The organism is Streptomyces sp. NBC_01089, assembly GCF_045162975.1.
GTDB lineage: Bacteria > Actinomycetota > Actinomycetes > Streptomycetales > Streptomycetaceae > Streptomyces.
This window is the reverse complement of the sequence record NZ_CP108660.1, coordinates 335,087-356,044: the sequence shown is the minus strand read 5'-3', so window position 1 is coordinate 356,044 and position 20,958 is coordinate 335,087. Positions and strand designations below refer to the sequence as shown.

Here is a 20,958-nt window from a genome sequence, read left to right as displayed (position 1 = left end):
TGGCCGCTTTCGCGGCCATGTCGGCCCGGCGGGCGGTGGCCCGACGGGCCTGGCGCGTCGGGGGTCAGTCCGAGGGGCCGGCGAGCCAGGTGACGGCCTGGTGGAAGAGCTGCTGGTAGCCCTCCCACTCGATGAACTCGGTCGGGGCCCAGTGCGGTGAGATGTCCGATGCGAAGGCGAGGGTGCGCCCGGAGCCCTCTTCGCGGACCGCGAGCAGCGGGCGCGATTCGATCGTGGCGAGGACGTGTGCGTCCGGCTTCGCGGTGAGCCGCTGGTAGCCGAGGAGGATCGGCCACTGGGCCGCCAGCCCGGTGGTGACCTCGTGCGCCTCCCCGGTCAGTTCGCCGCCGACGCCTTCGGGGCACTCCACGCGGTCGTCGTACGGGAGGATCTGCACCGGCAGGATGTCCTCGATCGGGGTCGCGTGGTAGTTGGCCTTGGCCTGGAACCCCTGGAAGCTCAGGTAGCCACCGGCCATGGCGAGGCCGCCGCCCTGCCGGACCCACTCGGCGAGGAGCTTGAGCCGGTTCGGGAACGGGCGCCCCTGGGCGAACACCTGCGGGTGGAGCAGCAGCGAGTTCGCGCCGATGTCCGACAGGATCACCACGTCGTAGGCGTTCAGCTTCTCCAGCGTCTCCGGGAAGTGGGTCGCCACATCGTGCGAGAGCAGATGCGTGACCTCGTGGCCCGCGCGCTGCAGGGCCTGGAGCAGCGGGGTGACGCCCACTTCCAGCTGGGCGTGGGGGAAGGCGTCGTAGCCCTTGAAGTCGGTGGATGCGTTGATCCAGGACTCGCCTGCGATGAGTACGCGGCTCACACGTACCTCCTCAAAGATTGTGCGCAACGTTGCGCTAATTTTGCGCAACGATAGAAGCGTGTGGATGCGCCGTCAATGCCCTACCGTGACCGCACTAGACTGCGCGGAAGGTGAGGGAGGTTCGGATGACGTTGACCAGCGTTGCGCAACATGCGCAGGTGTCGGCCTCGACGGTGTCGCGGTACTTGCGCGGACAGCTGAAGGTCCAGCCCGAGACAGCGGCCCGCATCGACGCCGCGGTGCGCGAGCTGAACTACGAAGTACCGGTCGCGGTCCCGTCAGGACCCCGCGCGGGCCGCCCCGTCATCGCCCTGGTCGTACCGGACCTGGTCAACCCGTTCTTCGCTGATCTGGCCGAAGAGGTCGCCGCGGCGGCCGCCGTCAGCGGAGTGGCGCTCGTCGTGGGAATCACCGGCCAGCAGGCCAGACGCGAGTCACTCTTCAGTGACTTCGCCGCCTCGACCGAAGCCATCGACGGGCTGATTTACGTCGGAATGCACCGCCAGAACCCCCGGCTGACCCAGGCGATCGCCGACGGCCTGCCCGTGGTCCTCCTGGACGAGGAGGTCGCCAGCCCGTCCGAGGTCGACACCATCGCCGTCGACAACTACAGCGGCGCCCACCAGGCCACGTCCTATCTGGTGCAGCTGGGACACCGGCGCATCATGCACATCGCGGGGCCGCGAGAGCTGTCCACCACCCGCGACCGGCTGCGCGGCTACCGGGACGCCATGGCCCACGCGGGGCTGGACGTCGACGAGGACCTCGTCCTGCACGGCCCCTACACCGAACAGTTCGGCGCCAGCACGTTCCCCTACCTCGCGAGCGCCGCGCATCCGCCGACCGCGGCCTTCGTGGGCAGTGACATCGTCGCGGTCGGCATCCTCGGCGCCGCGGAACTGCACGGGCTGCGCATCCCGGAGGACCTCTCGGTCATCGGCTGCGACGGCATCCGGGTCGGCGAGTGGCTGCGCCCCAAACTCACCACCCTGCAGCAGCCCGTCGCCGACCTCGCGCGCACGGCGCTGGAAGTGGTCCAGAACCGGATCGAAGCCCCGGACGGCGCCCGGGTGACGAAGTCCTTCCCCTTGCATCTCGTGATCCGCGGCTCCGCGGTTCCCCCGCAGCACTGACAGGAGACACTCGCGTGCTCGACCCCGTTTCGCTGACCCAGCAGCTCGTCGGCCTCGACACCAGGGCGGGGAACGAGAAGTCCGCCGCCGGGCTCCTCGCCCCGATCCTCACCGACGCCGGTTTCAGCGTGCGCACCGACGAGCCGGAGCCCGGACGGGTCAATCTCGTCGCCCGCTTCGGCAGCCGCACCCCGCTCACCCTCACCGGGCACCTGGACACCGTCCCCGCCGACGCGGCCGGCTGGTCGTTCGACCCGCTGATCGGCGACATCGAGGACGGCCGGCTCCGCGGGCGCGGCAGCAGCGACATGAAGGCCGGTGTGGCCTGCATGGTGGCGGCCGCGGCCCACCGGGTCTCGACCCACCCCGACGAAACCGACGTACAGCTCGTTCTCACCTTCGGCGAGGAGACCGGGTGTGAGGGAGCGGCGCGGCTGGAGGGTCTGACACCGAGCCCCGTGCTGCTGGTCGCCGAACCCACCGCCAACAAGATCGTCCTCGGGCACAAGGGCGTTCTGTGGCTGCGGCTCACCGCCGAAGGCCGCAGCGCACACGGATCCCGGCCCGAACTCGGCGACAACGCGCTCGCCCGGCTCGCCGCGGCGGCGGTACGGATCCACGAGCACCAGGACTGGCCGCGCAGCGCCACGCACGGTGCGGCCACCGTCAACGTCGGCACCTTCCATGCGGGCGTCCAGCCCAATCTCGTCCCCGACCACGCCGAGTTGATGCTCGACATCCGCACCATCCCGGGGTTCAGCTCGGACGACGCGCTCCTGGCGGTCGAGCGGCTGGCCGGCCCCGGCACCGGGATCGAGCGCGTACTCGACCTGAACGGCGTGGTCACCGATCCCGCCACCGTCCTCGTCCGCGACCTCGCCGACGTCCTGCGCCCCGCGGAAGCCGACGGGCGTCCGGAGTACGCGACCTACTTCACCGACGCGTCGGTGCTGGCCGAGAAGCTGGACGCCCGCGCCGTCGTCATCTACGGTCCGGGCGACCCCGACCAGGCGCACGTCACGGACGAGACCTGCTCCGTGGCGGCGATCCCCGAGGCGGCCGAGGCCATGCACCGGCTGCTCGCGTCCTGGAGCGGCGACCGTTCGGCCGTCGCGTCACCCTCTCGCTGACAGTTCGTCAAACCCGCGCCGGAGCAGGCTCGTACGCTCCACCGCCGTGCCGGGATCGCGCCAGCAGCCCCAGGCACGCCAGTGGGTCGTCCCGCACCGGCCGGCGTGTGACGGCGGCGCCCAGCGCCCTCACCTTGTCCAGGCGGTGGTGGTAGAGGCCGAGCAGACTCCGCACCACCGGCCGGTAGGCGTCGGGCACTTCGCCGACCGTGCGCTGCGCCGCGATGAGCGAGGCACGGGCGCGGCCGGCGGTCTCCGAGACCAGGGCGCCCACGGCCGGGGTGCTCCGGCCGGCTTCCAGGTCGGCGCGGCTGACGCCGTGACGGTCGAGGTCGGCCAGGGGCAGCGTCAGGCGGCCGCCCCGCAGATCCTCGGCCAAGTCCGTGAGGAAGTCGACGCGTTGGAGCCCGTCGGCGACCAGACGGCACGAGGACGCGAAGTCCTGGTCCGGTACCAGATGTGGCGTGAGCCCCGTGCTGAGCATCAGACCGGGCCAGGTCAGCGTCGCGACGTACCGCTGGTAGTCGTCCTCGTCGGCGAAGCCGGGGAACTCCAGGTCGATCCGCGTCCCGGCGAGATAGGTGTCCGCCCAGCCGCGGGGCAGCCCGCGGACCCGCGCGGAATGCAGATAGGCCCGCAGCAAGGGGTGGTTCGATGTGCCGGAGTCCAGCGCCGACTCCACCCGGCCCGCCCACGCATCGAACCGCTTCACACGGCCCGAGGCGGCGCCCCGGTCGCAGATGTCGTCGGTGAAGGCGAGCAGTGTGGCCCCGGCGAGGGCGTGCGGCTGGAACGGGGGCGGCGCCAGCAGTCGCACCACACCCCACATGGCGAGCTCCCGGCGTCGCAGATACCGGGCGGCCGCCGTGTAGTCGGCCCGCAGCCGGGGAGTCCGTACGCCGCTCATGTCCAGACAGTGTCGCCACGAGCGCACGTGCAGCCCCCGAAAATGGTGGTCAGCGGGAATCAACGGGAAACAAGCGGCCGCCAAAGCTATCAGTGTGCGAGCTGCTCCTGGACGGCCGCCTCCCCGCGGCACCGCACGGCGCGCGGTTCCGCTGCGTGCCTTACGCCGGCTCCTTGAAGTAGTGGCCCTCCCCGATGTCGGCGGTCAATCCGGGGTGCGTGGGCTTCCAGCCGAAGCGCTCCCGCGTCAGCGCGCTCGATGCCGGGCTGTCGAGTGACACCAGCGGGGCGAGGAGGCCGAAGTGCCGGCCGGCCTCCTCGGCCGTCAGACTCACCGCTGGAAGCCTCAACTGGCGGCCGATGGCCTCGGCGATGTCCCGGAACGGCACCCCCTCCTCAGCGACCGCGTGCACCGGCGTACCGGGCGAGGCGGACTGCAGGGCCAGCACGAACAGGGCCGCCGCGTCACGCCGGTGCACCGACGGCCAGCGGTTGGATCCCTCGCCGACATAGGCAGACACCCCTGACGAGCGAGCGATGCCGATCAGCATCGGGACAAAGCCGCGCATGTCCTCCTGACCATGCACGGTCGGTGCCAGCCGCACTGACGACGAACGCACCCCCCGCACGCTCATGGCCAGGACGGACGTCTCGACCGGAAGCCGCAGAGCGGCGGGGTCGGGAACGACGGGGGTCTCTTCGGTCAGCAGCCGTCCCGGCGTACGGCCGATGACTCCCGATGCGACCACGAAGGGCTTGCCGGTCTGTTCCAACACCGGTCCGATCGCCTCCACGGCCTTCAGCTCGGCCCGCGCGCGGGCGCCCGCGTCGGTGGTCTCGGAGAGGTGCTGGTTCGCCGCGAAGACCACACCGTCCGCCCCCGCCGCGCCCTCCCGCAAGCTGCCCAGATCCCCGAGGTCGCCGCGATGCACCGCGATGCCGGCCCCCGCCAGAGTCGCGGCGGAGGCGTCGGACCGGGCGAGACCCACAACCTCGTGGCCCGCTCGGAGCAACTCTCCGACGACGGCCGATCCGATGTATCCGGTTGCCCCTGCGACGAAAATACGCACGATGGAACCCCTCGTCAGCTTGCGGGTCGACCCGCCGCATCAAGGCGCCGGGCTGGTACGCAGACGGTAGGACTCGACGGAGCGCGGCGTCCAAGACCTGTTCCGCACCGACTGATACGGATCGGGTATCACGGAGTACGCTGCGCGAGTGCCCATCGCTCATGTGGCCCCAGCCGACTTCGACCTTCGCGTGGTCCGGTATTTCACGGTCCTGGCCGAGCACGGCAACTTCCGCCGTGCGGCAGCCGAGTTGCGCCTCGCGCAGCCCTCGCTGAGCAGACAGATCCAGAGCCTCGAAAAGCGGCTGGGCGTCCGCCTGCTCGACCGCACCACCAGGGGCTGTCACCTCACCGATGCCGGACAGGCGTTCCTGCCGCAGGCGAAAGCGCTCCTGCGCGCCGCGGAACTGGCCGCGACGACGACCCGCGCGGCCGCGGTACCCGGCGCCGTCACCATCGGATACGTGGGCGGAATCATCATCACCGCCGCGGTGCGCGAGCTGCGCACCAGCCATCCCCGTGCTTCGGTCGCCACCCTGCACGTGGACTGGAGCGATGTACGGACGGCGTTGTTGGACCACCGCGTGGACGCGGTCGTCGCCCGGGAGCCGTTTCCGGCCGACCGGCTGCAGGTGACGCGCCTCTACCAGGAGCGCCGGGTGCTCCTCGTTCCGACGACGCACCGCCTCGCGAACAAGGAGTCGGTCACTGTGGACGACTTCGCCGGCGAACCCCTCATCCGCTACCCCGACCCCGCCTACGACGCATTCTGGCGTCTCGACCCCCGCCCGGACGGACACCCGGCGCCCGACGGCCCGCTGGTCGAGGCACACGCCGACAAGCTTGAAGCCATCGCCGGCGGCCAGGCCCTCGCTCTGGCACCGGCCGCTGACGGGAACGGCGCGCCGAGGCGCGATCTGGCGGCCGTGCCCGTCCGGGGGATCGAGCCGTGCAACGTCGTGCTCGCGACCCGCACGCGCGAACACAACTGCCTGGTCGCGGCCTTCCTCGAAACGGCCCGATCGCATCTCACCGGTCGTGAAGCTTAGGGCCTTTCGTTCAGGCCTCCCTTGGACGTCCCACCGTCCCGCGCCCACGAGCCGACCGCCGGAAGGCGGACCGCGCGGACGCGGTCGGTGGTGGCGATGTCGGCAGCGGTGACCGATTCCTGCATCCGGTGCCCTCCCGGCGTATGAATCCTTCGATATCCGAGGCTCCTTGCGCCGGGCTCGCACAATGGCGTGACCAACTGTCCACGCCTGGCACCGAGATGACAGGAAGGAAGCAACATGGCTCCCTATTCCCGCCGCACGGCCCTGAGGGGCGCTGTCGCCGCCGGAGCAGGTGCGCTCGGTATGAGCGTGCCCGTCGCACCGGCCGCGGCAGATCCCGGCGCGGTACGTCTCACCGTGCTCGGCAGCGCGGGTGCGGTCCCGACCAAGACGGAGCCCTGCTCGGGATACCTGCTGGAATGCGCGGGATACCGGCTGATCCTCGACCTCGGCTACGCGGCCTTCCCTGCCCTTCTGCGGCACTGCCGGCCCGACGACATCGACGCGGTACTGATCACCCACCGCCACCCCGACCACGTCGCCGACCTGAGCCCGTTCCTGCGCGAGCGGGCCTTTCTCCGCGAACCCGGCCTGCCGCCCGTTCCGTTGTACGCACCACCCGGGGCACTCGACCCGGTGCTCGGACTCGACCGGGCGGACTTCCTGGGCAAGCCGTACACCGTGCACGCGATCGACCCTCCGAGCACACTCCGCCTGGGCCCGTTCCGGGTCGACACTGTCAGCCTGCCCCACTTCGAACCGAACGTGGGTTTCCGGATCAGCGCGGGCGGCGTCACCGTCGCGTACACCGGCGACAGCGGCCCGGTCGAGCAGCTGGCCACGCTTGCCCGGGACGCCGATCTCTTCCTCGCCCAGGCCATGTACATCACGCAGGTCCCCGAGCAGGACCGCGGCTATATGTGCAGCGCGGTGGAGGCCGGGCACTTCGCGACCGAGGCAGGTGCTGCCGAACTCATGCTGACGCACCTGTATTTGATGCAGGGCGTCACGCCGGCGGAGGCGAAGGCGGCCGCCCGCACCACCTACCGGGGCCCCATCACGGTGGCGCGCAGCGGACTCGTGTGGTCGCGGCGCATGAGGCAGCCTTCATGAGACAACCTTCCCTTTCCCGGCCTGCGAAGCGTCCGGGCAAGCCCGCCCGGCCGGATGACCGCTGTCACGGAGCCCGCACGGGCAGTCCCTCACGCCGTACCCCCCTCCGCCTGCGGCGCTCGGCGGACCCGTGGGCAGCGGCCGCTAGACGGGGATCGGCAGGCGGGTGAGGGCTGTGCGGTACTCGGCGACGATGCGTTCGACGACATCGGCCGCGGGCAGCACCTCGTCGACGAGGCCCGCCGACTGTCCCGCCTCCACCTTCCCTTCGCGTACCCGGCCGTGCAGGGCGGCGTCCTTGAGGCTCGCGGACTGGAACTCCGCACGCCGTAGGCCGAGTTCGGCGGCGTCCTCCTCCAGGCGTTGCATACGCGCGGTGAATTCGTTCTCAACCGCCCGTATCAGGCCGAGGCCGTGTCCGACGGTGCGGGTGTCCTCCACACCGGCGGCGACGACGGCCGCCTTGTAATCCGGGTGCACGGTGGCCTCCCGGGTGGCGAGGAAGCGCGTGCCGAACTGGGCGGCGCCCGCACCCAGCGCCAGCATCGCTGCCAGTCCCGCGCCGTCCGCCATGCCCCCGGAGGCGATCACCGGAGTCTGCGGGACAGCGGAGACCACCGCGCGTACGAGGACCTGGGTGGTCACCAGGGCGGGCGGCGGGTGCCCGCCGGCCTCCGCACCGACGACAACGAGACCGTCGACACCCGCGTCGGCCGCCTTGCGCGCGTGCTCGGCCCCGGCCACGACATGCAGGCAGACGGTGCCGATGTCCTGGAAACGCTTCAGATAGCGGCGCGTCCCGCCCTGGGAGGCGATCAGTACGGGCGGGCGGCGGGCGAGGAGCAACTCGATGACATCCTCGGCTCCCGCCCGGTGGAGCGGAAGGTTGACGCCCCAGGGGAGGTCGGTCCCGGCCGCCGTCTCGTCGAGCACCCGGGCCAGATCGTCCAGGCGCATGGGGCCCGCGGCGACCACACCGAGCCCACCGGCCCGGCTGACCGCGAGCGGCAGGGCCGACGAGGAGGAAGCCCAGGACATGCCGGCCTGGATCACCGGGAGGCGGATGCCGAGAAGGCGGGTGACGGGGGTGGGGATGCTGGTCATGCCGGTACCTCGTGGTCGGCCCTGCCGAGCAGGGTACGGGCGTGGGCGGCCAGCCGGTTGCGCTGTACCTTGGAGCTGGCGGTCATGCCGATGTCCTCGAACCCGTCGACGACACGCAGGTGCCTGGGCACCTTGAATCCGGCCATGCGGGTACGGGCCCAGGCGATCAGTTCGTCGCCCGTGGTGCCCGGTTCGGTGAGGACGACGAACGCGAACGGTACTTCGACCAGCCGCTCGTCCGGCACACCGACCACGACGGCCTGCCGTATCCGGGGATGGCGGTGCAGGGCGTCCTCCACGTCGGCCGGTGCGACGTTCTCACCCCCGACCCGGATGATGTCCTTGGTACGTCCCATGAAGTGCAGCCGGCCGGTGCCGTCCAGCGCGCCGACGTCGCCGGTGTCCAGCCAGCCGTCGGGGTCGATGGCCGAAGCGGTCGCCTCGGGGGCGTCGAGGTAACCGCGCATGACGTTCCAGCCGCGCACCAGGATGGCGCCCGGTTCGTCCGGCGCGCAGTCACGGGTGCTGTCCGCCGCCCGGATACGTACCTCGACACCGGGCTCCACCAGCATCGCGCCCGACGCCCGCACCCGGTCGTCCTCCCACCAGCAGGACTGGGCGACGTTCGGGGACGCCTCGGACAGTCCGTATCCGGCGACGCACTCGGCGGCGCCCAGTTCGTCGATGACCCGGCGGATGACGGTGGGGGAGGCCGCGACCCAGGCGCCCCGCAGCCGGAGCCTCCGGCGGGCGCGGTCGGGGTGGTTGAGCAGCAGCAGGGCGATGGTGTCGTTGCCGGAGAAATGAGTGCACCGCTCGGTCTCCATCAGCCTGAGCGCCTCGGCCGGTTCGAACTTCGGCATGGTCACCAGTGTGGTGACGTGCTGGAGGCAGGACAGGACGGAGAGGGTGCTCCCGGCGACGTGGAAGAAGGGCCGGGCGCTGTGGAAGCGGTCGCCGGTCCGCAGACCGAGACGGACGCCGGAGAAGAACGCGTCGGCGCACATGCCGCGCTGGGTGAGCAGCACGCCCTGGGGGCGGGAGGTCGTGCCGGAGGTGTACTGGACGAGCAGGATGTCGTCCGGGGTGCTGGTCGCGGGGGCCTCGCCGGTGGCGCCGGCCAGGAACTCCGTCCAGGCCGCCGCCCGGCCGGGATCCGTCCCGCCGCACCCGACGACCCGCCGCAGTGCGGGCAGGGCGGGGCAGGTGCCGTCCGCGCCGACGCCGATCTCGTCCAGGACGGCCCGGAAGTCGGTGCTGAGGACACGGTCGGCGACGAACAGGGTGGAGACCTGTGCGTGGGCGAGGGTGTGTCGCACCTCGTCGGCGGTGTAGCGCGTGTTGACCGGTACGGTCACGGCGCCGACCGATCCGATGGCGAGGAACAGGGCGACCCAGCGGGGCCCGTTGCCGAGACAGAGGCCCACCCGGTCGCCCCGGCCGACACCGGCGGCGGCGAGCGCGGCCCGGATCCGGGCGACCTCGGTGGCGAGTTCGCCGTAGGTGACGCGTTCGTCGGCGGTGACCACGGCCTCCACATCGGGCGCGACGAGGGCGGCCCGCTCCAGCGCCTCGTGGACGGTCAGGGGACATGTCGCTTCGAGGTTCATCACTTCTCCCCTTCGGTGGTGCCTGAGTTGTCGGAGCCGCGGCGGGCGAACCGGTCGACGCCCTCGCGCCAGCCGCCGTCGGCCAGGCACTGCTCGATCGTCGCCATCTCGATCCTGATGCCGCGGTCCAGGTCGGTGTCGCCGCCGAGGTCGATGGCTCGTTTGGTCAGCCCGATGGCCAGCGGCGGCGCCCCCGCGATCGTGGCGGCGATCTCGGCGCCCGTCCTGGCCAGCAGCTCGTCGGGGACCACGCGGGACACGATGCCCAGGTCGAGTGATTCGGCCGCGGACATGGCGCGGTTGGTGAAGAGGAGTTCCTTCGCCCGGCGCTTGCCGATGGCCCGCTGGAGGCGCTGCGTGGCGCCGACCGTGCCCCAGTGCGGCTCAGGGAAGCGGAACGTGGTGCTTTCGGCCGCGACGGCGAAGTCGGCCGCCAGGGTGATCTCGCCGCCCGATCCGACCACCGCGCCGTGCACGAGCGCGACGACCGGGTGGCGGCACTGTTCGACGGCCTCGTACGCGGCGAACGAGGCGATGCGCCTGCGGCGTACCCAGGCGGCGTCCTGGCCGGCCCGCTCCCTGAGGTCGGCTCCGGCGCAGAACGCGGGGCCCTGCGCGGACAGGAGTACGACGCGCACGTCGTCGGCGGCGTCGATCTCCTCGAAGGCGGACCGCAGTTGCCGGCACATCGGCAGGTCGACGGCGTTACGGGCCTGCGGCCTTGCGAGTTCGACGTGGGCGATCCCGTCGGTGACCGTGCGGTTCACCCGTGGGGAGTCAGTGGGCGGCGGTTCGTTGGTCCCGTTCATCTCAGATCACTCCCGCGGCCCGCAGGCCGGCTATCTCGCCGTCGTCGAATCCGGCGAGCCGTGCGAGCACGTCGTCGGTGTCGGCGCCCAGCAGGGGCGGGACGCCGGCCGTGGTCGGTTCGCCGCCGGTCTCCCGCAGCGGTGTGCGCAGGGCGCTGAAGGTGCCCTCCGTGGGGTGTTCGAAGTCGGTGACGACCTCCCGGGCCCTGACGTGCCGGTCGGCCAGCGCCTCCCGGACACCCCGGACCTCGCCGGCCGGAATGTCGGCGGCGCGGAACTCCTCGATGAGCCGGTCGCGGTCCCGGGCGCCGATGGCCGTCCGCAGGGCGCTCATGACGCGTTCACGGTCGGCGACGCGCCCCGCGTTGTGCCGCAGCGCGGGGTCGTCGGCGAGTTCGGTGAGACCGAGGACGGAGCACAGCGGCGCCCAGTGCTGGTCGCTGCCGCTGATGTGCAGCCAGCCGCCGTCCGCGGTCTCGAAGGCGGCGGACGGGACGCGCCCCGGATGCTGGGTTCCGGTGCGTACGGGGTCCTCGTCCAGGGCGAACAGCCGGGCCGCGTTGAGAGCCTGCAGACTGAGCTGGACGTCCATCATGGAGATGTCGAAGTGGCGGCCCCGCCCGGTGATACCGCGCCCGGCCAGACCGGTGAGGGCGGCGATGGCGACCCACAGCCCGGACGTCATGTCCGCCACCGGGATGCCGGACTTGCTGGGTGGCCCGCCCGGTTCCCCGGTCATCTCCATGACGCCGGAGAGCGCCTGGAAGACGGTGTCGTACCCCTTGCGCATACGGTCGGGGCCGCTCTGCCCGAAGCCGGTGGCGGAGACGTACACCAGGCCCGGGTTGTCGGCGGACAGCTCGTCGTACCCCAGCCCCAGCCCTGCCATGACGCCGGGCAGGAAGTTCTCCGTGACGACATCGGCGCGGGCGGCGAGCCTGCGGGCCACGTCCCGGCCCCGGGGGTCCTTGAGGTTCAGGGTGATCGAGCGCTTGCCGCGGTTGAACGCGAAGAAGTAGGCGCTCTCACCGTGCGGCAGGCGGGGCTCGAAGCCACGGGTCTCGTCGCCGCTGCCGGGGCGTTCGACCTTGATGACGGTGGCGCCCAGCTCGGCGAGGATCTGGGTGGCCATCGGAGCCGCCAGGACCCGTGAGAAGTCCAGGACCGTGACACCGTCGAGCGGGCCTGGCACTGCGGAGGAGTTCACCGGCGGAACCCCCGCATCAGCGCGTTGACGTCCTGGCCCGTCCGCATCGCGGCGTCGGTGGGCAGATCCGCGACCCGGTAGAAGAGGTCCTTCGCCGCACGGAGCGCGCGGGGTTCCACAGCGGCCCACCGCTCGGCTGTCTCCAGCGCGGCGCCGACCACCTGATCCGGTTCCACGACCCGGTTGGCCAGGCCGTGTTCCGCGGCCTCGGCAGCCGACAACAGCCTGCCTGTGCTGATCAGTTCGAAGGCGAGCTTGCGGTTGAGGTGGCGTTCGAGTCCGGTCATGACCAGGGCGGGGACGATCGAGTGCCGCAGCTCGGGATAGCCGAACTTCAGGTCGGTGCCCACGATGGTCATGTCCGCGCCGATCGCGAGTCCTGCGCCACCGCCCACCGCGGCGCCCCGCACGGCGGAGACCACCGGCGTCCCCATCCGCTGCATCTGCGTCTGCAGACGTGCGGTGAGCGCCGCCCGTTCCAGGACGGCCTCCGGCTGGTCCGGGGTGAGGTGCGAGAACTCCGACAGGTCGGCGCCCGCGCAGAAGCCGCGGCCCGCGCCGGTGAGCACCACGGCGCGGATCCGTCCGTCGTCGTCGGCCGCGGCGAGCGCGGCGCTGAGGGCCCGGGTGAGTGCGGTGTTGAGGGCGTTGAGCTTGGCGGGACGGTTGAGGGTCAGGACGCGGACGAAGCCGCGGTCCTCGACGAGCAGGACGTCGGCATCCGCCGGGTCCGGATCGGTCGGCTGCCCGCTGGTCGTGACGGTCACGGAAGGTTCTCCTCGGTCGGGCGGTGGTGGGGGCGGATCAGGCGGCGGCAGCGGAGTGCCGGAAACCGGCGCGGGCCACCATGCTGTGCAGGGGCCGCCCCAGAGCCTCCTCGCACGCCCGGGACACGGAGGCCAGCGCGTCCAGGTCGATGCCGGTACGGACGCCCATCGCATCGAACAGGCTCACCAGGTCCTCGGTGCAGAGGTTTCCGGTGAGCCCGGCCCCGTAACCGATCTTCGAGGGATGGCCGCCGACGCCGCCGAGTGCGCTGTCGAAGTGGCGGCAGCCTGCCTCCAGGGCGGCGACCGCGTTGGCGAGTGCCGTTCCGCGGGTGTTGTGGAAGTGGGCCACGACCGCCAGTTCCGGGTGGGCCCGCAGCAGCCGTTGGAAGAGGGAGGCGACCGCCGCGGGAGTGGCGACGCCCGTGGTGTCGCCCAGCGTCACGGCGTCGGCGCCGAGCTCGGCGAAGCGTGCGACGTCCTCGGCGACGAGGCCGGGGTCGACCTGCCCCTCGAAGGGACAGCCGAAGGCCACGGAGACCACCCCGATGAGCCTGAAGCGGCCTCCCGCCAGGGCGACCATCTCCTCGACGCGCTCCCACTGCCGGGCCCGTGTGGTGCGCAGGTTCTTCCCGGTGTGGCTCTCACTGGCCGACACCAGCAGGCTCAGCTCCTCGGCTCCCGCACCGCGGCCGAGGTCGGCCAGGGCGCGCTCGACGGCCCGCGGGTTGGGGCAGGTCGCCTTGAACGCCACGCCGGGGCGGTGGGTGACCCCCGCCAGTACCTCACTCGCGTCGGCGAAGGCCGGCACCCACCGGGGATGGCTGTAGCTGGTCGCCTCGATACGGCGGAAGCCCGCGCCGGCGAACGCGTCCAGGAGGGAGGTCTTGGTGTCGGTCGGAACGAATGTGGGTTCGTGCTGCAGCCCGTCCCGGGCGAAGCATTCGCAGATGGTGACCGCGTCGGTCATGGGCCGCCTCCTCAGGGTGACGCGACCAGAACTATCCGAAGGGTGTTGATAATGTCAACACCTATACGTCGTTCGGGCCCTCGCGCTCCTGCTGCTCCAGGGACAGGGCGAGGTCCGCCAGCTTCTCCAGCGCGCGGTCCAGGACCCGCATCTCCTCACCGGACAGGACCGCAGCGAAGGCCGCGTCCCGCTCGTTGGCGGCCCCGATCAGGCCGCGGTACACCGCCACCCCGGCTTCCGTGAGGGCCAGTTGACGGCTGCGCCCCGCCCCCTCGGTGCGGTTCACCAGGCCCCGCTCCACCAGCCCCCGGACGACCCGGCTCATCTGGGCCTTGTCCAGTCCGGCCCGCCGGGCGAGTCTGTTCAGTGTCAGCGTCGGATCGGCCGCGATGAGTGCGACGGTCCGCCACTCGCCGAGGCTGACGTCGAACTCGCGGCGGTATCTGAGCGCCGCGCTGCGCGACAGGGCCGACGACGTACGTGACAGCCGGTAGGACAGCAGATCGGAGATCGGCACCAGGTCTCGACCATCCTCGCGATTAACCATGGGCAGCATGCTATGCCCAACGAAGGTGTTGACTTTATCAACTTAGGCGGCTGAGACTCGCCCTATCCGCCACTTCCGGCGACACACCTCAGCAAAGGAGCTGTACGTCGTGGCCGATCCCTCAACGTGCACAGAATCCCAGGACGCCGTGGACACGGCCGGGGTCGACCGCACCGCGACCTACCGCACCATCGCCTGGCGCGTCATGCCCCTGCTGGTCATCTGCTACATCGTGAGTTTCATCGACCGGACCAACATCGGGATCGCGCAGCAGGGCCTCGAACGTGACCTCGGGTTCGGCTCCGCGGTCTACGGCCTCGGTGTGACCCTCTTCTTCGTCGGCTTCATCATCTTCGAGGTACCGAGCAGCGCGCTGCTCGCCCGCTTCGGCGCCCGCAGGACGCTCGTCCGCATCATGGCGTCCTGGGGTGTCGTCACCGTCGGCACCTCACTCGTCAACAGCGAGTTCACCTTCTACCTCGCCCGGTTCCTCCTCGGCGCGGCCGAGGCCGGCTTCTTTCCCGGGGCGCTCTACTTCCTCTCGCGCTGGTTCCCGTCCGCACGGCGTACGCGTATGACCGCGCTGTTCTTCGCGGGTGTCCCCGTCTCCGGTGTCCTGGGCTCCCTCATGTCCGGCAGCATCATGAAGGCGTTCGGCGGCAGCGGCGGCCTCGCGGACTGGAAATGGCTGTTCATCACGGAGGGCATCCCGCCCATCCTGCTCGCGGGCGCCGTCCTCCTGTGGCTCGTCGACGAGCCCGAGCAGGCGCGCTGGCTGACACCGGTGCAGCGGGCGGCCGTACGGGACGACCTCCGGGCGGACCAGCGGAGCAAGGGGGAGGGGAAGGAGCGGACGGCCGGCGCCGGGCACGCCCGGCTGTTCCTCGCGCTGCGCGACCCGAAGGTGTGGGTCATCGGGCTCTGCGCCTGCGGCGCCTACACCATCGCCAACGCCGTTTCGTTCTGGACACCGCGGATCATCGCCGAGGCGGGCGTCGGCGACGTCCTCGACCTCGGCCTCTTCTCCGCCCTGCCGCCCCTGCTGGGCATCGTGGTCATGCTGCTCGTCGGACGGCACTCCGACCGCACCCTGGAACGCCGCTGGCACGCGGCCCTCAGCTGGACCGTCGCCGCCCTGGCCCTGGTGGCGCTCTCCGTGTCCGGAGGCGACGTCGTCCTGGTCATCGTGCTCCTGGCGGTCCTCGCCGCCGCCCACTACTCCGGCCTCACCGTCTTCTACTCCATCCCCTCCATCTACCTGGGTGAACGGGCCGCGGCCACCGGAATCGCCCTCGTCACGTCGATGGGCTCGTTCGCCGCCGCCGCGTCGCCGTCCCTGCTCGGTTTCATCCAGCAGAGCACGGGCAGCCTGGCACTCGGGCTGCAGATCAGCGCCGGTGTCGTCCTGGTCGCCGTCGTGCTGCTGCTGGTCGGCGTCAAGCCGGGCGACCTGCGCGAACACCACCCGTCCTGAGCGGTGTGAGCGGTGTGAGGGGGCCGGAAGGGTGTCCGGCCGGCCGCCGCGACGGGCCGGCCTGACACCCGCCCCGCCACCCTCTTTGGTCTGCCGTACTGCCTTGCGGCTAGTTTGTGGGCAGGACAGGTACGGCAGGCCCGTGGTGGCAGAGTGCACGGGGGACAGGAGGTCGGGGAGAGTGTCGCTGCGCGGAGGTGATCCAGCCGAGATCGGCGGCTATCCGCTCGAGGCACGGCTCGGCTCGGGCGGCATGGGCACGGTCTTTCTGGCCCGCACGAGTTCGGGGCGGCCTGTCGCGATCAAACTCATCCACCAGCAGTTCGCCGGGGACGACGAGTTCCGTATCCGTTTCCGGCAGGAGGTGGCGGCCGCGAGGCGGGTGAGCGGCGCCTTCACCGCCGCCGTGGTCGACGCCGACCCGGAGGCCGAACAGCCGTGGATGGCGACGACCTATATCGAGGGGGACACGCTCGCCCAGCGCATCGACAAGAAGGGCCCGGTCACCGGAGCGGAGCTGAGGCGGCTCGCCATCGGGCTCGCGGAGGCACTGCGCGACATCCACCGGGTGGGAGTCGTCCACCGCGATCTGAAGCCCTCGAACGTGGTGCTCTCGCCCGAGGGCCCGCGCGTCATCGACTTCGGCATCTCGCGCGCCGTCGACCAGCAGACACTGACGATGACCGGACGGGTCATCGGTACGCCGCCCTTCATGTCGCCCGAGCAGTTGCAGGCGCCGCGAGGCGTGGGGCCGCGCTCCGACGTGTTCTCGCTCGGGACGCTGCTGGTGTACGCGGCGACGGGCCACGGGCCCTTCGACGCGGACAGCCCGTACATGACGGCGTACCAGGTGGTGCACGAGGAGCCGTCCCTTGGGCCGGTGCCGGTCATCCTGCGCGCGGTCGTCGAGCCGTGCCTGGCGAAGGAGCCCGAGGGGCGCCCGTCGGCGGACGAACTCCTCGTACTGCTGCGGGACCTGCCCGCCGACCTCGGAGGGACCGAAGGGGATGGCGCGGGAACGGACGTGGCAGGAGCAGGCCGCACCCGAGATGTGAGCACCCAGCATCACCTGGAGACGACGCGGGGCGCCGCCGCGTCCACCGACCCGACCGTCGCCCCGGCGGCCGGACCCGGGACCGGGACGGGGTCCGGGAACACCAGCACCGCCATCGGCCTTCGGCTGCGCCGCCGCTGGCGGCCCGTGCTCGCGACCGCGGTCGCGGTGGCGGCGATCGGCGGGGGAGCCGCCGCGCTGAACGCGGGCGCCCTCGGAGGGAACGACGGCGACAAGGGCAACAGCGTCGCGGCGCCGGTCGCCGCCCTTCCGGGCGGCTTCGTGCCGTGGCGCAAGACCGTGCAGGGCGGCCGCCCTGACATCCCCGACGAGCTGCGCTGCGTCGCGCGCGGCGACGCGCTGTTCTGTGGGGGTGGCAGCGTGGTCGCGACCCGCATCAGGGCATCGGACGGCTCACGGGTGTGGACGGCGAAGAGCCCGGGCGTCCCCGTCCAGGGCATGCATCTGGTGGGCGCCACCGACGACACCGTGCTCGGATACCGCTTCGCCGCCGAGAACGCCCCGCAGGGCCCGCCACGCGAGGTGGTGGCCATCGACGCGAACAGCGGCCGGGAGCTGTGGTCCGTGGCGTCCGGCGCCCAGTCGGAGGCTGTCACGGGCCGCAGCCAGGACGCCCTGGTGGTCGGCTCGGCCGTCGTGACCGTCGACTCCTCCAACTCCCGCTTCGAGGCCCGCGACGCGCACAGCGGCAAGGTCCTCTGGACGACGCCGTTCCCCGCGGGCGCCCAGTGCGCACCCGTCAAGGCGGGCCCGCAGCTCGCCGCGATGTGCGCGAAGAACGCGGAGGTGAACGCCGTAGAGGTACGCCACCCCACCCTGCACACGCTCGACCGTGCATCGGGGGCCCTGGGCCGGCCCCTCGCGGTTCGCGGGCCCGCCGTACCGATGGGCGCCGCGGACGGCCGGCTCGTACTCCTCCAGAAGGACCTGGGCGACACCGAGTCGGCAGGCTACGACGGGGTGGCGCGGGTCGACTTGGCCGCGCGGAAGGTCAGTTACTCCCCGCTGCCCAGGTCGTACGAGGGGACACCCGGCATGGTGGACGGCACCGTCTACCTGAGCGGGCAGACCGGACTCGTCACGGCGCTCGACCCCGAGACCGGCCGGAAGAAGTGGTCGCGGCAGACGGGCGTGGACGGCGCTTCGGGACCCGTGGCGGGAGCGGGCGCGCTGTACTTCAGCTCGGCCACCGGCCGGGTGGTCGCGCTGGCACCGGGCGGCGGCCGGCCTCTGTGGACGACGAATCCGCAGGCCGACGGTCTGACGGGCGAGCAGGGCGCGAGCCCGCGGGTGACCGTCGTGGGACGTGCGGTGGTCGTGGCCGCGGCCAAGAACACCCTCTTCGCCTTCGACACACAGAAGCCGCCGAAGTCGGGCTGACTCCGGCGGCTGCACCCGGCCTGACCGCCGAAAACGGCGGTAGCTGTGGCTCTCGGGAGGGCAGGCTTGGGGCGCGGAGAGGGAGCGGGACCGGTGACAGCACAGCGTTCCCCCGACCCCGAGAACAACAAGGCGAGTGACGCGTGCGAGGTCCGGTCCCGCAGCGCTCCGTCGTGCGACGTATGAGGACGGGGGTACAGCCGGCGTCGGCGGATCAAAGGCCGAGCAGCCGCTCGGCGTTGCGGTGGGCGATGTCGAGCTTGGCGTCAGCCGGCAGGTCGCAGTTCTCCAGGAAGCTGCGGGCGCCCGCGTTGCCGACGAAGGGGTAGTCGACGGAGTAGATCATTCGGTCGGTGCCCAGGACGTCGGTGCAGAAGCGCAGGTGCGGTGTGGTGAACATGCCGCTGGGTGTGTAGTAGACGTTCTGGCGTACGTAGTCGCCGATGGTTCGGTCGAGTCCCGTCGCCCGCTGGGGAAGTGCCTCGTCGAGGCGGTCCAGGAACCAGGGGACCATCTCGCCCCAGTGCCCGAGGATGAACTGCAGGTCCGGGTAACGGTCCAGCGCTCCGCTGAGTACGAGGTGGAGGAAGTGGATGCCCGACTCGTTGTGCCATCCCCATCCGGCGGTGGCGAACCGCGTGGCGACCACGGGATCGAGGCCGGCCTCGTAGTTGACCGCGCTGGTGCTCCGGGTGGGCGGGGCCGGGTGGAGATAGACCGGGACCCTCAGTTCGGCGGATGCCCGCAGGATGGGGTCGAAGCGCTCGGCCGACAGGAACTCGTCGTCCGTACGGCCGTGGATGAGCGTGCCGACGTGGCCGAGTTCCTCGACGGCGCGCTTGAGTTCGGCAGGGGCCTGGTCCGGGGCGGACGTGGGCAGCGAGGCGAAGGCGGCGAAGCGGTCGGGGTGGCGTGTGCAGGCCGCCGCCAGCCGGTCGTTGACTGCCCGCACCAGCTCGGGCGCCACGTCGGCGGGCAGGAACTGCGTGGTGAGGTTGGACAGCACTTGCATGTCGATGCCGTGCGCGTCCATGTCGGCGATGCGCCCGGTGTCGAGGTCTTCCAGCTCCTCGGGTGTGGGGCAGTAGGGGAGCCCGCTGGCCGGCGAGTACGCCGTTCCGAAGTGTGGGCTCACTTCCGTCGTGCGCCCGGCCGAGGCCCGCGCCACCGCGGTGTCGAGCGTGTGTTCCTCGATGGTGATCAGCTTCATGTCGCGTCACGCTCCGGCTTCTTCGTCGAGCCAGGCGAAGGCCGGCTCCTTGATGTCGCGTTCCAGTTCGCTGCCCTTGGTCGCGAAGGTGCGCCCGACGGGGAACCCGCTCCTGTCGAGTACGTAGGCCAGCGCGCCGTACTCGCGCGGGTACTTGGCCACCACCTCGGCGTCGATCTCCGTGATGCCGGCGGGGAAGGTGAACGTGGCGAAGTCGTACACGCTCTTGCGGTCGACGATCCGCCAGACGCCGTCCCGGCGCTCGATCCGGTCGATGAAACGGTTGTGGCCGTTGCAGCCCAGGCCGATGCTGCTGTTCTCGGCGACGATGACCGCGTTGGTCTCGCTGACCGCCCGCGTGCCGTCGGCCGAGAAGGTCACGCGGGGAGCTGTGACGAGGTGCTTGGTCCGCAGATCGGTGGTGGCCATGCGCGCGGACGCGTCGACGAAGTCCGAAGCCGCGCCCTCGAACCAGGTGATCTCGATCCGGGCGCCCGGGTGGAAGAGGTCCCGCAACCGGTCCCACTCTCCCAGGTCGCGATGGATCCAGCCGACCATGAGGTCGGTGATGTCCTGACGGTCCTGCAGTGTTGGTGTTGTAGGCATATCCACAGTCTCCGGCCGCGGCATCGATAGATCCAATTGATAGATCTGATCTATTGTTCGCTGTAAACGATCGGAGGTCGCGTGTGGAACTTCGTCACCTGCGCTATTTCGTGGCTGTCGCCGAGGAGTGCCACTTCGGACGTGCGGCCGCGCGGCTGCACGTCACTCAGTCGACGCTGAGCACCCAGGTGAAGGCGCTGGAGCGCGAGGTGGGAGGCCCGGTCTTCGTCCGCACCAGCCGTCGGGTCGAACTGACGGAGGCGGGGGAGTTGCTGCTCGTCGAGGCGCGACGCACGCTGGCGCAGGCCGACCGCGCCCTGGACGTCGCCCGGCAGTCGGTCAGAGGGGAGACCGGCGTGGTACGGATCGGGTTCTCCGGAATCGCCGTGCTGGCAGGCACCCTGGCTGCGGACCTGCACCACTTCCACAGGGCACACCCGCGTGTGGAACTGCACGTGACCGAACTGCCGCCCGCCGCACAGGTGCAGGGCCTGCGCGACGGCACGCTCGACATCGGATACAGCCCCGACAACGGGCTGGGTGACGTGGGTGATCTCGTGGTGGGGCGAGGGGTGCGCACGACCTTGTCGATCGCCGTACGCCACGATCACTCACTGGCTTCCGCCGCCTCTGTCGCCCCCGCCGACCTGGAGGGCGAGAACCTCGTCGTGTACGCGGCCGACGAGGACGACGACAGCGTGCTCGACCGGCTGGGGGCAGAGCAGAGGGCGCGCGTCCACCGGGTGACGGGCACCCTCGGCGCGCTCGTGCTGGCCTCGGCCGGTGTCGGCGTGGCCGTCGTCCCGGCCGCCACGGAACGCGTGGGACTGCCGGACATCGTCTACCGGCCCCTGCGCGACATGGAGGCCGACGTAGAGGTGGTGACGCTCAGTCGGCCCGACGAACTCGGCGGTCCGGTCCGCGCGTTCGTTCGCTCCTGGGATCGGGCCGGTCGGCTCACGCAGTCCTGACCGGAAGC

19 protein-coding genes are annotated in these 20,958 nt (G+C 71.3%); 7 read left to right on the top strand and 12 right to left on the bottom strand.

Annotated features, from left to right (window positions below):
• Positions 1-64: 64 nt before the first annotated feature.
• Positions 65-817: a glutamine amidotransferase gene (locus tag OG510_RS01595; protein WP_406134821.1), complete on the bottom strand. Its 753-nt coding sequence runs from the start codon at positions 815-817 to the stop codon at positions 65-67.
• Between the two features lie 125 nt (positions 818-942).
• Here OG510_RS01595 and OG510_RS01590 point away from each other — a divergent pair, with 125 nt between their 5' ends.
• Positions 943-1,950 carry a LacI family DNA-binding transcriptional regulator gene (locus OG510_RS01590; RefSeq protein ID WP_406134820.1) on the top strand — a complete coding sequence of 336 codons (1,008 nt, stop codon included), beginning with the start codon at positions 943-945 and terminating at the stop codon, positions 1,948-1,950.
• A gap of 14 nt (positions 1,951-1,964) precedes the next feature.
• Entirely contained in the window at positions 1,965-3,080 is a 1,116-nt protein-coding gene (locus OG510_RS01585; RefSeq protein ID WP_406134819.1) for a M20 family metallopeptidase, read from the top strand.
• Between the two features lie 7 nt (positions 3,081-3,087).
• Here the strand turns inward: OG510_RS01585 and OG510_RS01580 are convergent, their stop codons facing one another.
• Positions 3,088-3,987, bottom strand: a complete 900-nt coding sequence (locus OG510_RS01580; protein WP_406134818.1) for a squalene/phytoene synthase family protein — start codon at positions 3,985-3,987, stop codon at positions 3,088-3,090.
• Positions 3,988-4,147: 160 nt separating this feature from the next.
• On the bottom strand, positions 4,148-5,056 hold the full coding sequence (locus OG510_RS01575; protein ID WP_406134817.1) for an SDR family oxidoreductase: 909 nt from the start codon (positions 5,054-5,056) through the stop codon (positions 4,148-4,150).
• A 148-nt stretch (positions 5,057-5,204) separates the two neighbouring features.
• Between OG510_RS01575 and OG510_RS01570 the strand changes: the two genes are divergently transcribed.
• Both OG510_RS01570 and OG510_RS01565 read left to right on the top strand, forming a co-directional pair.
• A complete protein-coding gene (locus OG510_RS01570; protein ID WP_406134816.1) occupies positions 5,205-6,104 on the top strand; it encodes a LysR family transcriptional regulator in 900 nt (299 codons plus the stop codon).
• A 240-nt stretch (positions 6,105-6,344) separates the two neighbouring features.
• Positions 6,345-7,220 carry an MBL fold metallo-hydrolase gene (locus OG510_RS01565; RefSeq protein WP_406134815.1) on the top strand — a complete coding sequence of 292 codons (876 nt, stop codon included), beginning with the start codon at positions 6,345-6,347 and terminating at the stop codon, positions 7,218-7,220.
• A gap of 144 nt (positions 7,221-7,364) precedes the next feature.
• On the opposite strand, the gene OG510_RS01560 is transcribed toward OG510_RS01565, so the two are convergent.
• The 7 genes from OG510_RS01560 to OG510_RS01530 all read right to left on the bottom strand — a co-directional run bounded on the left by OG510_RS01560 (position 7,365) and on the right by OG510_RS01530 (position 14,234).
• The gene (locus OG510_RS01560) at positions 7,365-8,324 is read right to left on the bottom strand and encodes an NAD(P)H-dependent flavin oxidoreductase (RefSeq protein WP_406134814.1); all 960 of its coding nucleotides are present in this window, start codon (positions 8,322-8,324) and stop codon (positions 7,365-7,367) included.
• A complete protein-coding gene (locus tag OG510_RS01555; RefSeq protein ID WP_406134813.1) occupies positions 8,321-9,934 on the bottom strand; it encodes an AMP-binding protein in 1,614 nt (537 codons plus the stop codon). Before OG510_RS01555 ends, OG510_RS01560 begins: the two co-directional genes overlap by 4 nt.
• A complete protein-coding gene (locus OG510_RS01550; RefSeq protein ID WP_406134812.1) occupies positions 9,934-10,743 on the bottom strand; it encodes an enoyl-CoA hydratase/isomerase family protein in 810 nt (269 codons plus the stop codon). The genes OG510_RS01555 and OG510_RS01550 overlap by 1 nt, the downstream gene beginning before the upstream one ends.
• A gap of 1 nt (position 10,744) precedes the next feature.
• Positions 10,745-11,950, bottom strand: a complete 1,206-nt coding sequence (locus OG510_RS01545; RefSeq protein WP_406134811.1) for a CaiB/BaiF CoA transferase family protein — start codon at positions 11,948-11,950, stop codon at positions 10,745-10,747.
• The gene (locus OG510_RS01540; protein ID WP_406134810.1) at positions 11,947-12,717 is read right to left on the bottom strand and encodes an enoyl-CoA hydratase/isomerase family protein; all 771 of its coding nucleotides are present in this window, start codon (positions 12,715-12,717) and stop codon (positions 11,947-11,949) included. Before OG510_RS01540 ends, OG510_RS01545 begins: the two co-directional genes overlap by 4 nt.
• 37 nt (positions 12,718-12,754) lie before the next feature.
• Positions 12,755-13,687: a hydroxymethylglutaryl-CoA lyase gene (locus OG510_RS01535; RefSeq protein WP_406134809.1), complete on the bottom strand. Its 933-nt coding sequence runs from the start codon at positions 13,685-13,687 to the stop codon at positions 12,755-12,757.
• 61 nt (positions 13,688-13,748) lie between these two features.
• A complete protein-coding gene (locus OG510_RS01530; RefSeq protein ID WP_406134807.1) occupies positions 13,749-14,234 on the bottom strand; it encodes a MarR family winged helix-turn-helix transcriptional regulator in 486 nt (161 codons plus the stop codon).
• A gap of 109 nt (positions 14,235-14,343) precedes the next feature.
• On the opposite strand from OG510_RS01530, the gene OG510_RS01525 reads away from it, so the two are divergent.
• Positions 14,344-15,708, top strand: a complete 1,365-nt coding sequence (locus tag OG510_RS01525) for an MFS transporter (protein WP_406134806.1) — start codon at positions 14,344-14,346, stop codon at positions 15,706-15,708.
• A 181-nt stretch (positions 15,709-15,889) separates the two neighbouring features.
• The gene (locus OG510_RS01520; protein ID WP_406134805.1) at positions 15,890-18,163 is read left to right on the top strand and encodes a serine/threonine-protein kinase; all 2,274 of its coding nucleotides are present in this window, start codon (positions 15,890-15,892) and stop codon (positions 18,161-18,163) included.
• A gap of 214 nt (positions 18,164-18,377) precedes the next feature.
• Here the strand turns inward: OG510_RS01520 and OG510_RS01515 are convergent, their stop codons facing one another.
• Together OG510_RS01515 and OG510_RS01510 are read right to left on the bottom strand one after the other, a co-directional pair.
• Positions 18,378-19,373: an amidohydrolase family protein gene (locus OG510_RS01515; RefSeq protein WP_406134804.1), complete on the bottom strand. Its 996-nt coding sequence runs from the start codon at positions 19,371-19,373 to the stop codon at positions 18,378-18,380.
• A gap of 6 nt (positions 19,374-19,379) precedes the next feature.
• A complete protein-coding gene (locus OG510_RS01510; RefSeq protein ID WP_406134803.1) occupies positions 19,380-19,979 on the bottom strand; it encodes a nuclear transport factor 2 family protein in 600 nt (199 codons plus the stop codon).
• An 83-nt stretch (positions 19,980-20,062) separates the two neighbouring features.
• Here OG510_RS01510 and OG510_RS01505 point away from each other — a divergent pair, with 83 nt between their 5' ends.
• Entirely contained in the window at positions 20,063-20,950 is an 888-nt protein-coding gene (locus OG510_RS01505) for a LysR substrate-binding domain-containing protein (RefSeq protein ID WP_406134802.1), read from the top strand.
• Positions 20,951-20,958 lie beyond the last annotated feature (8 nt).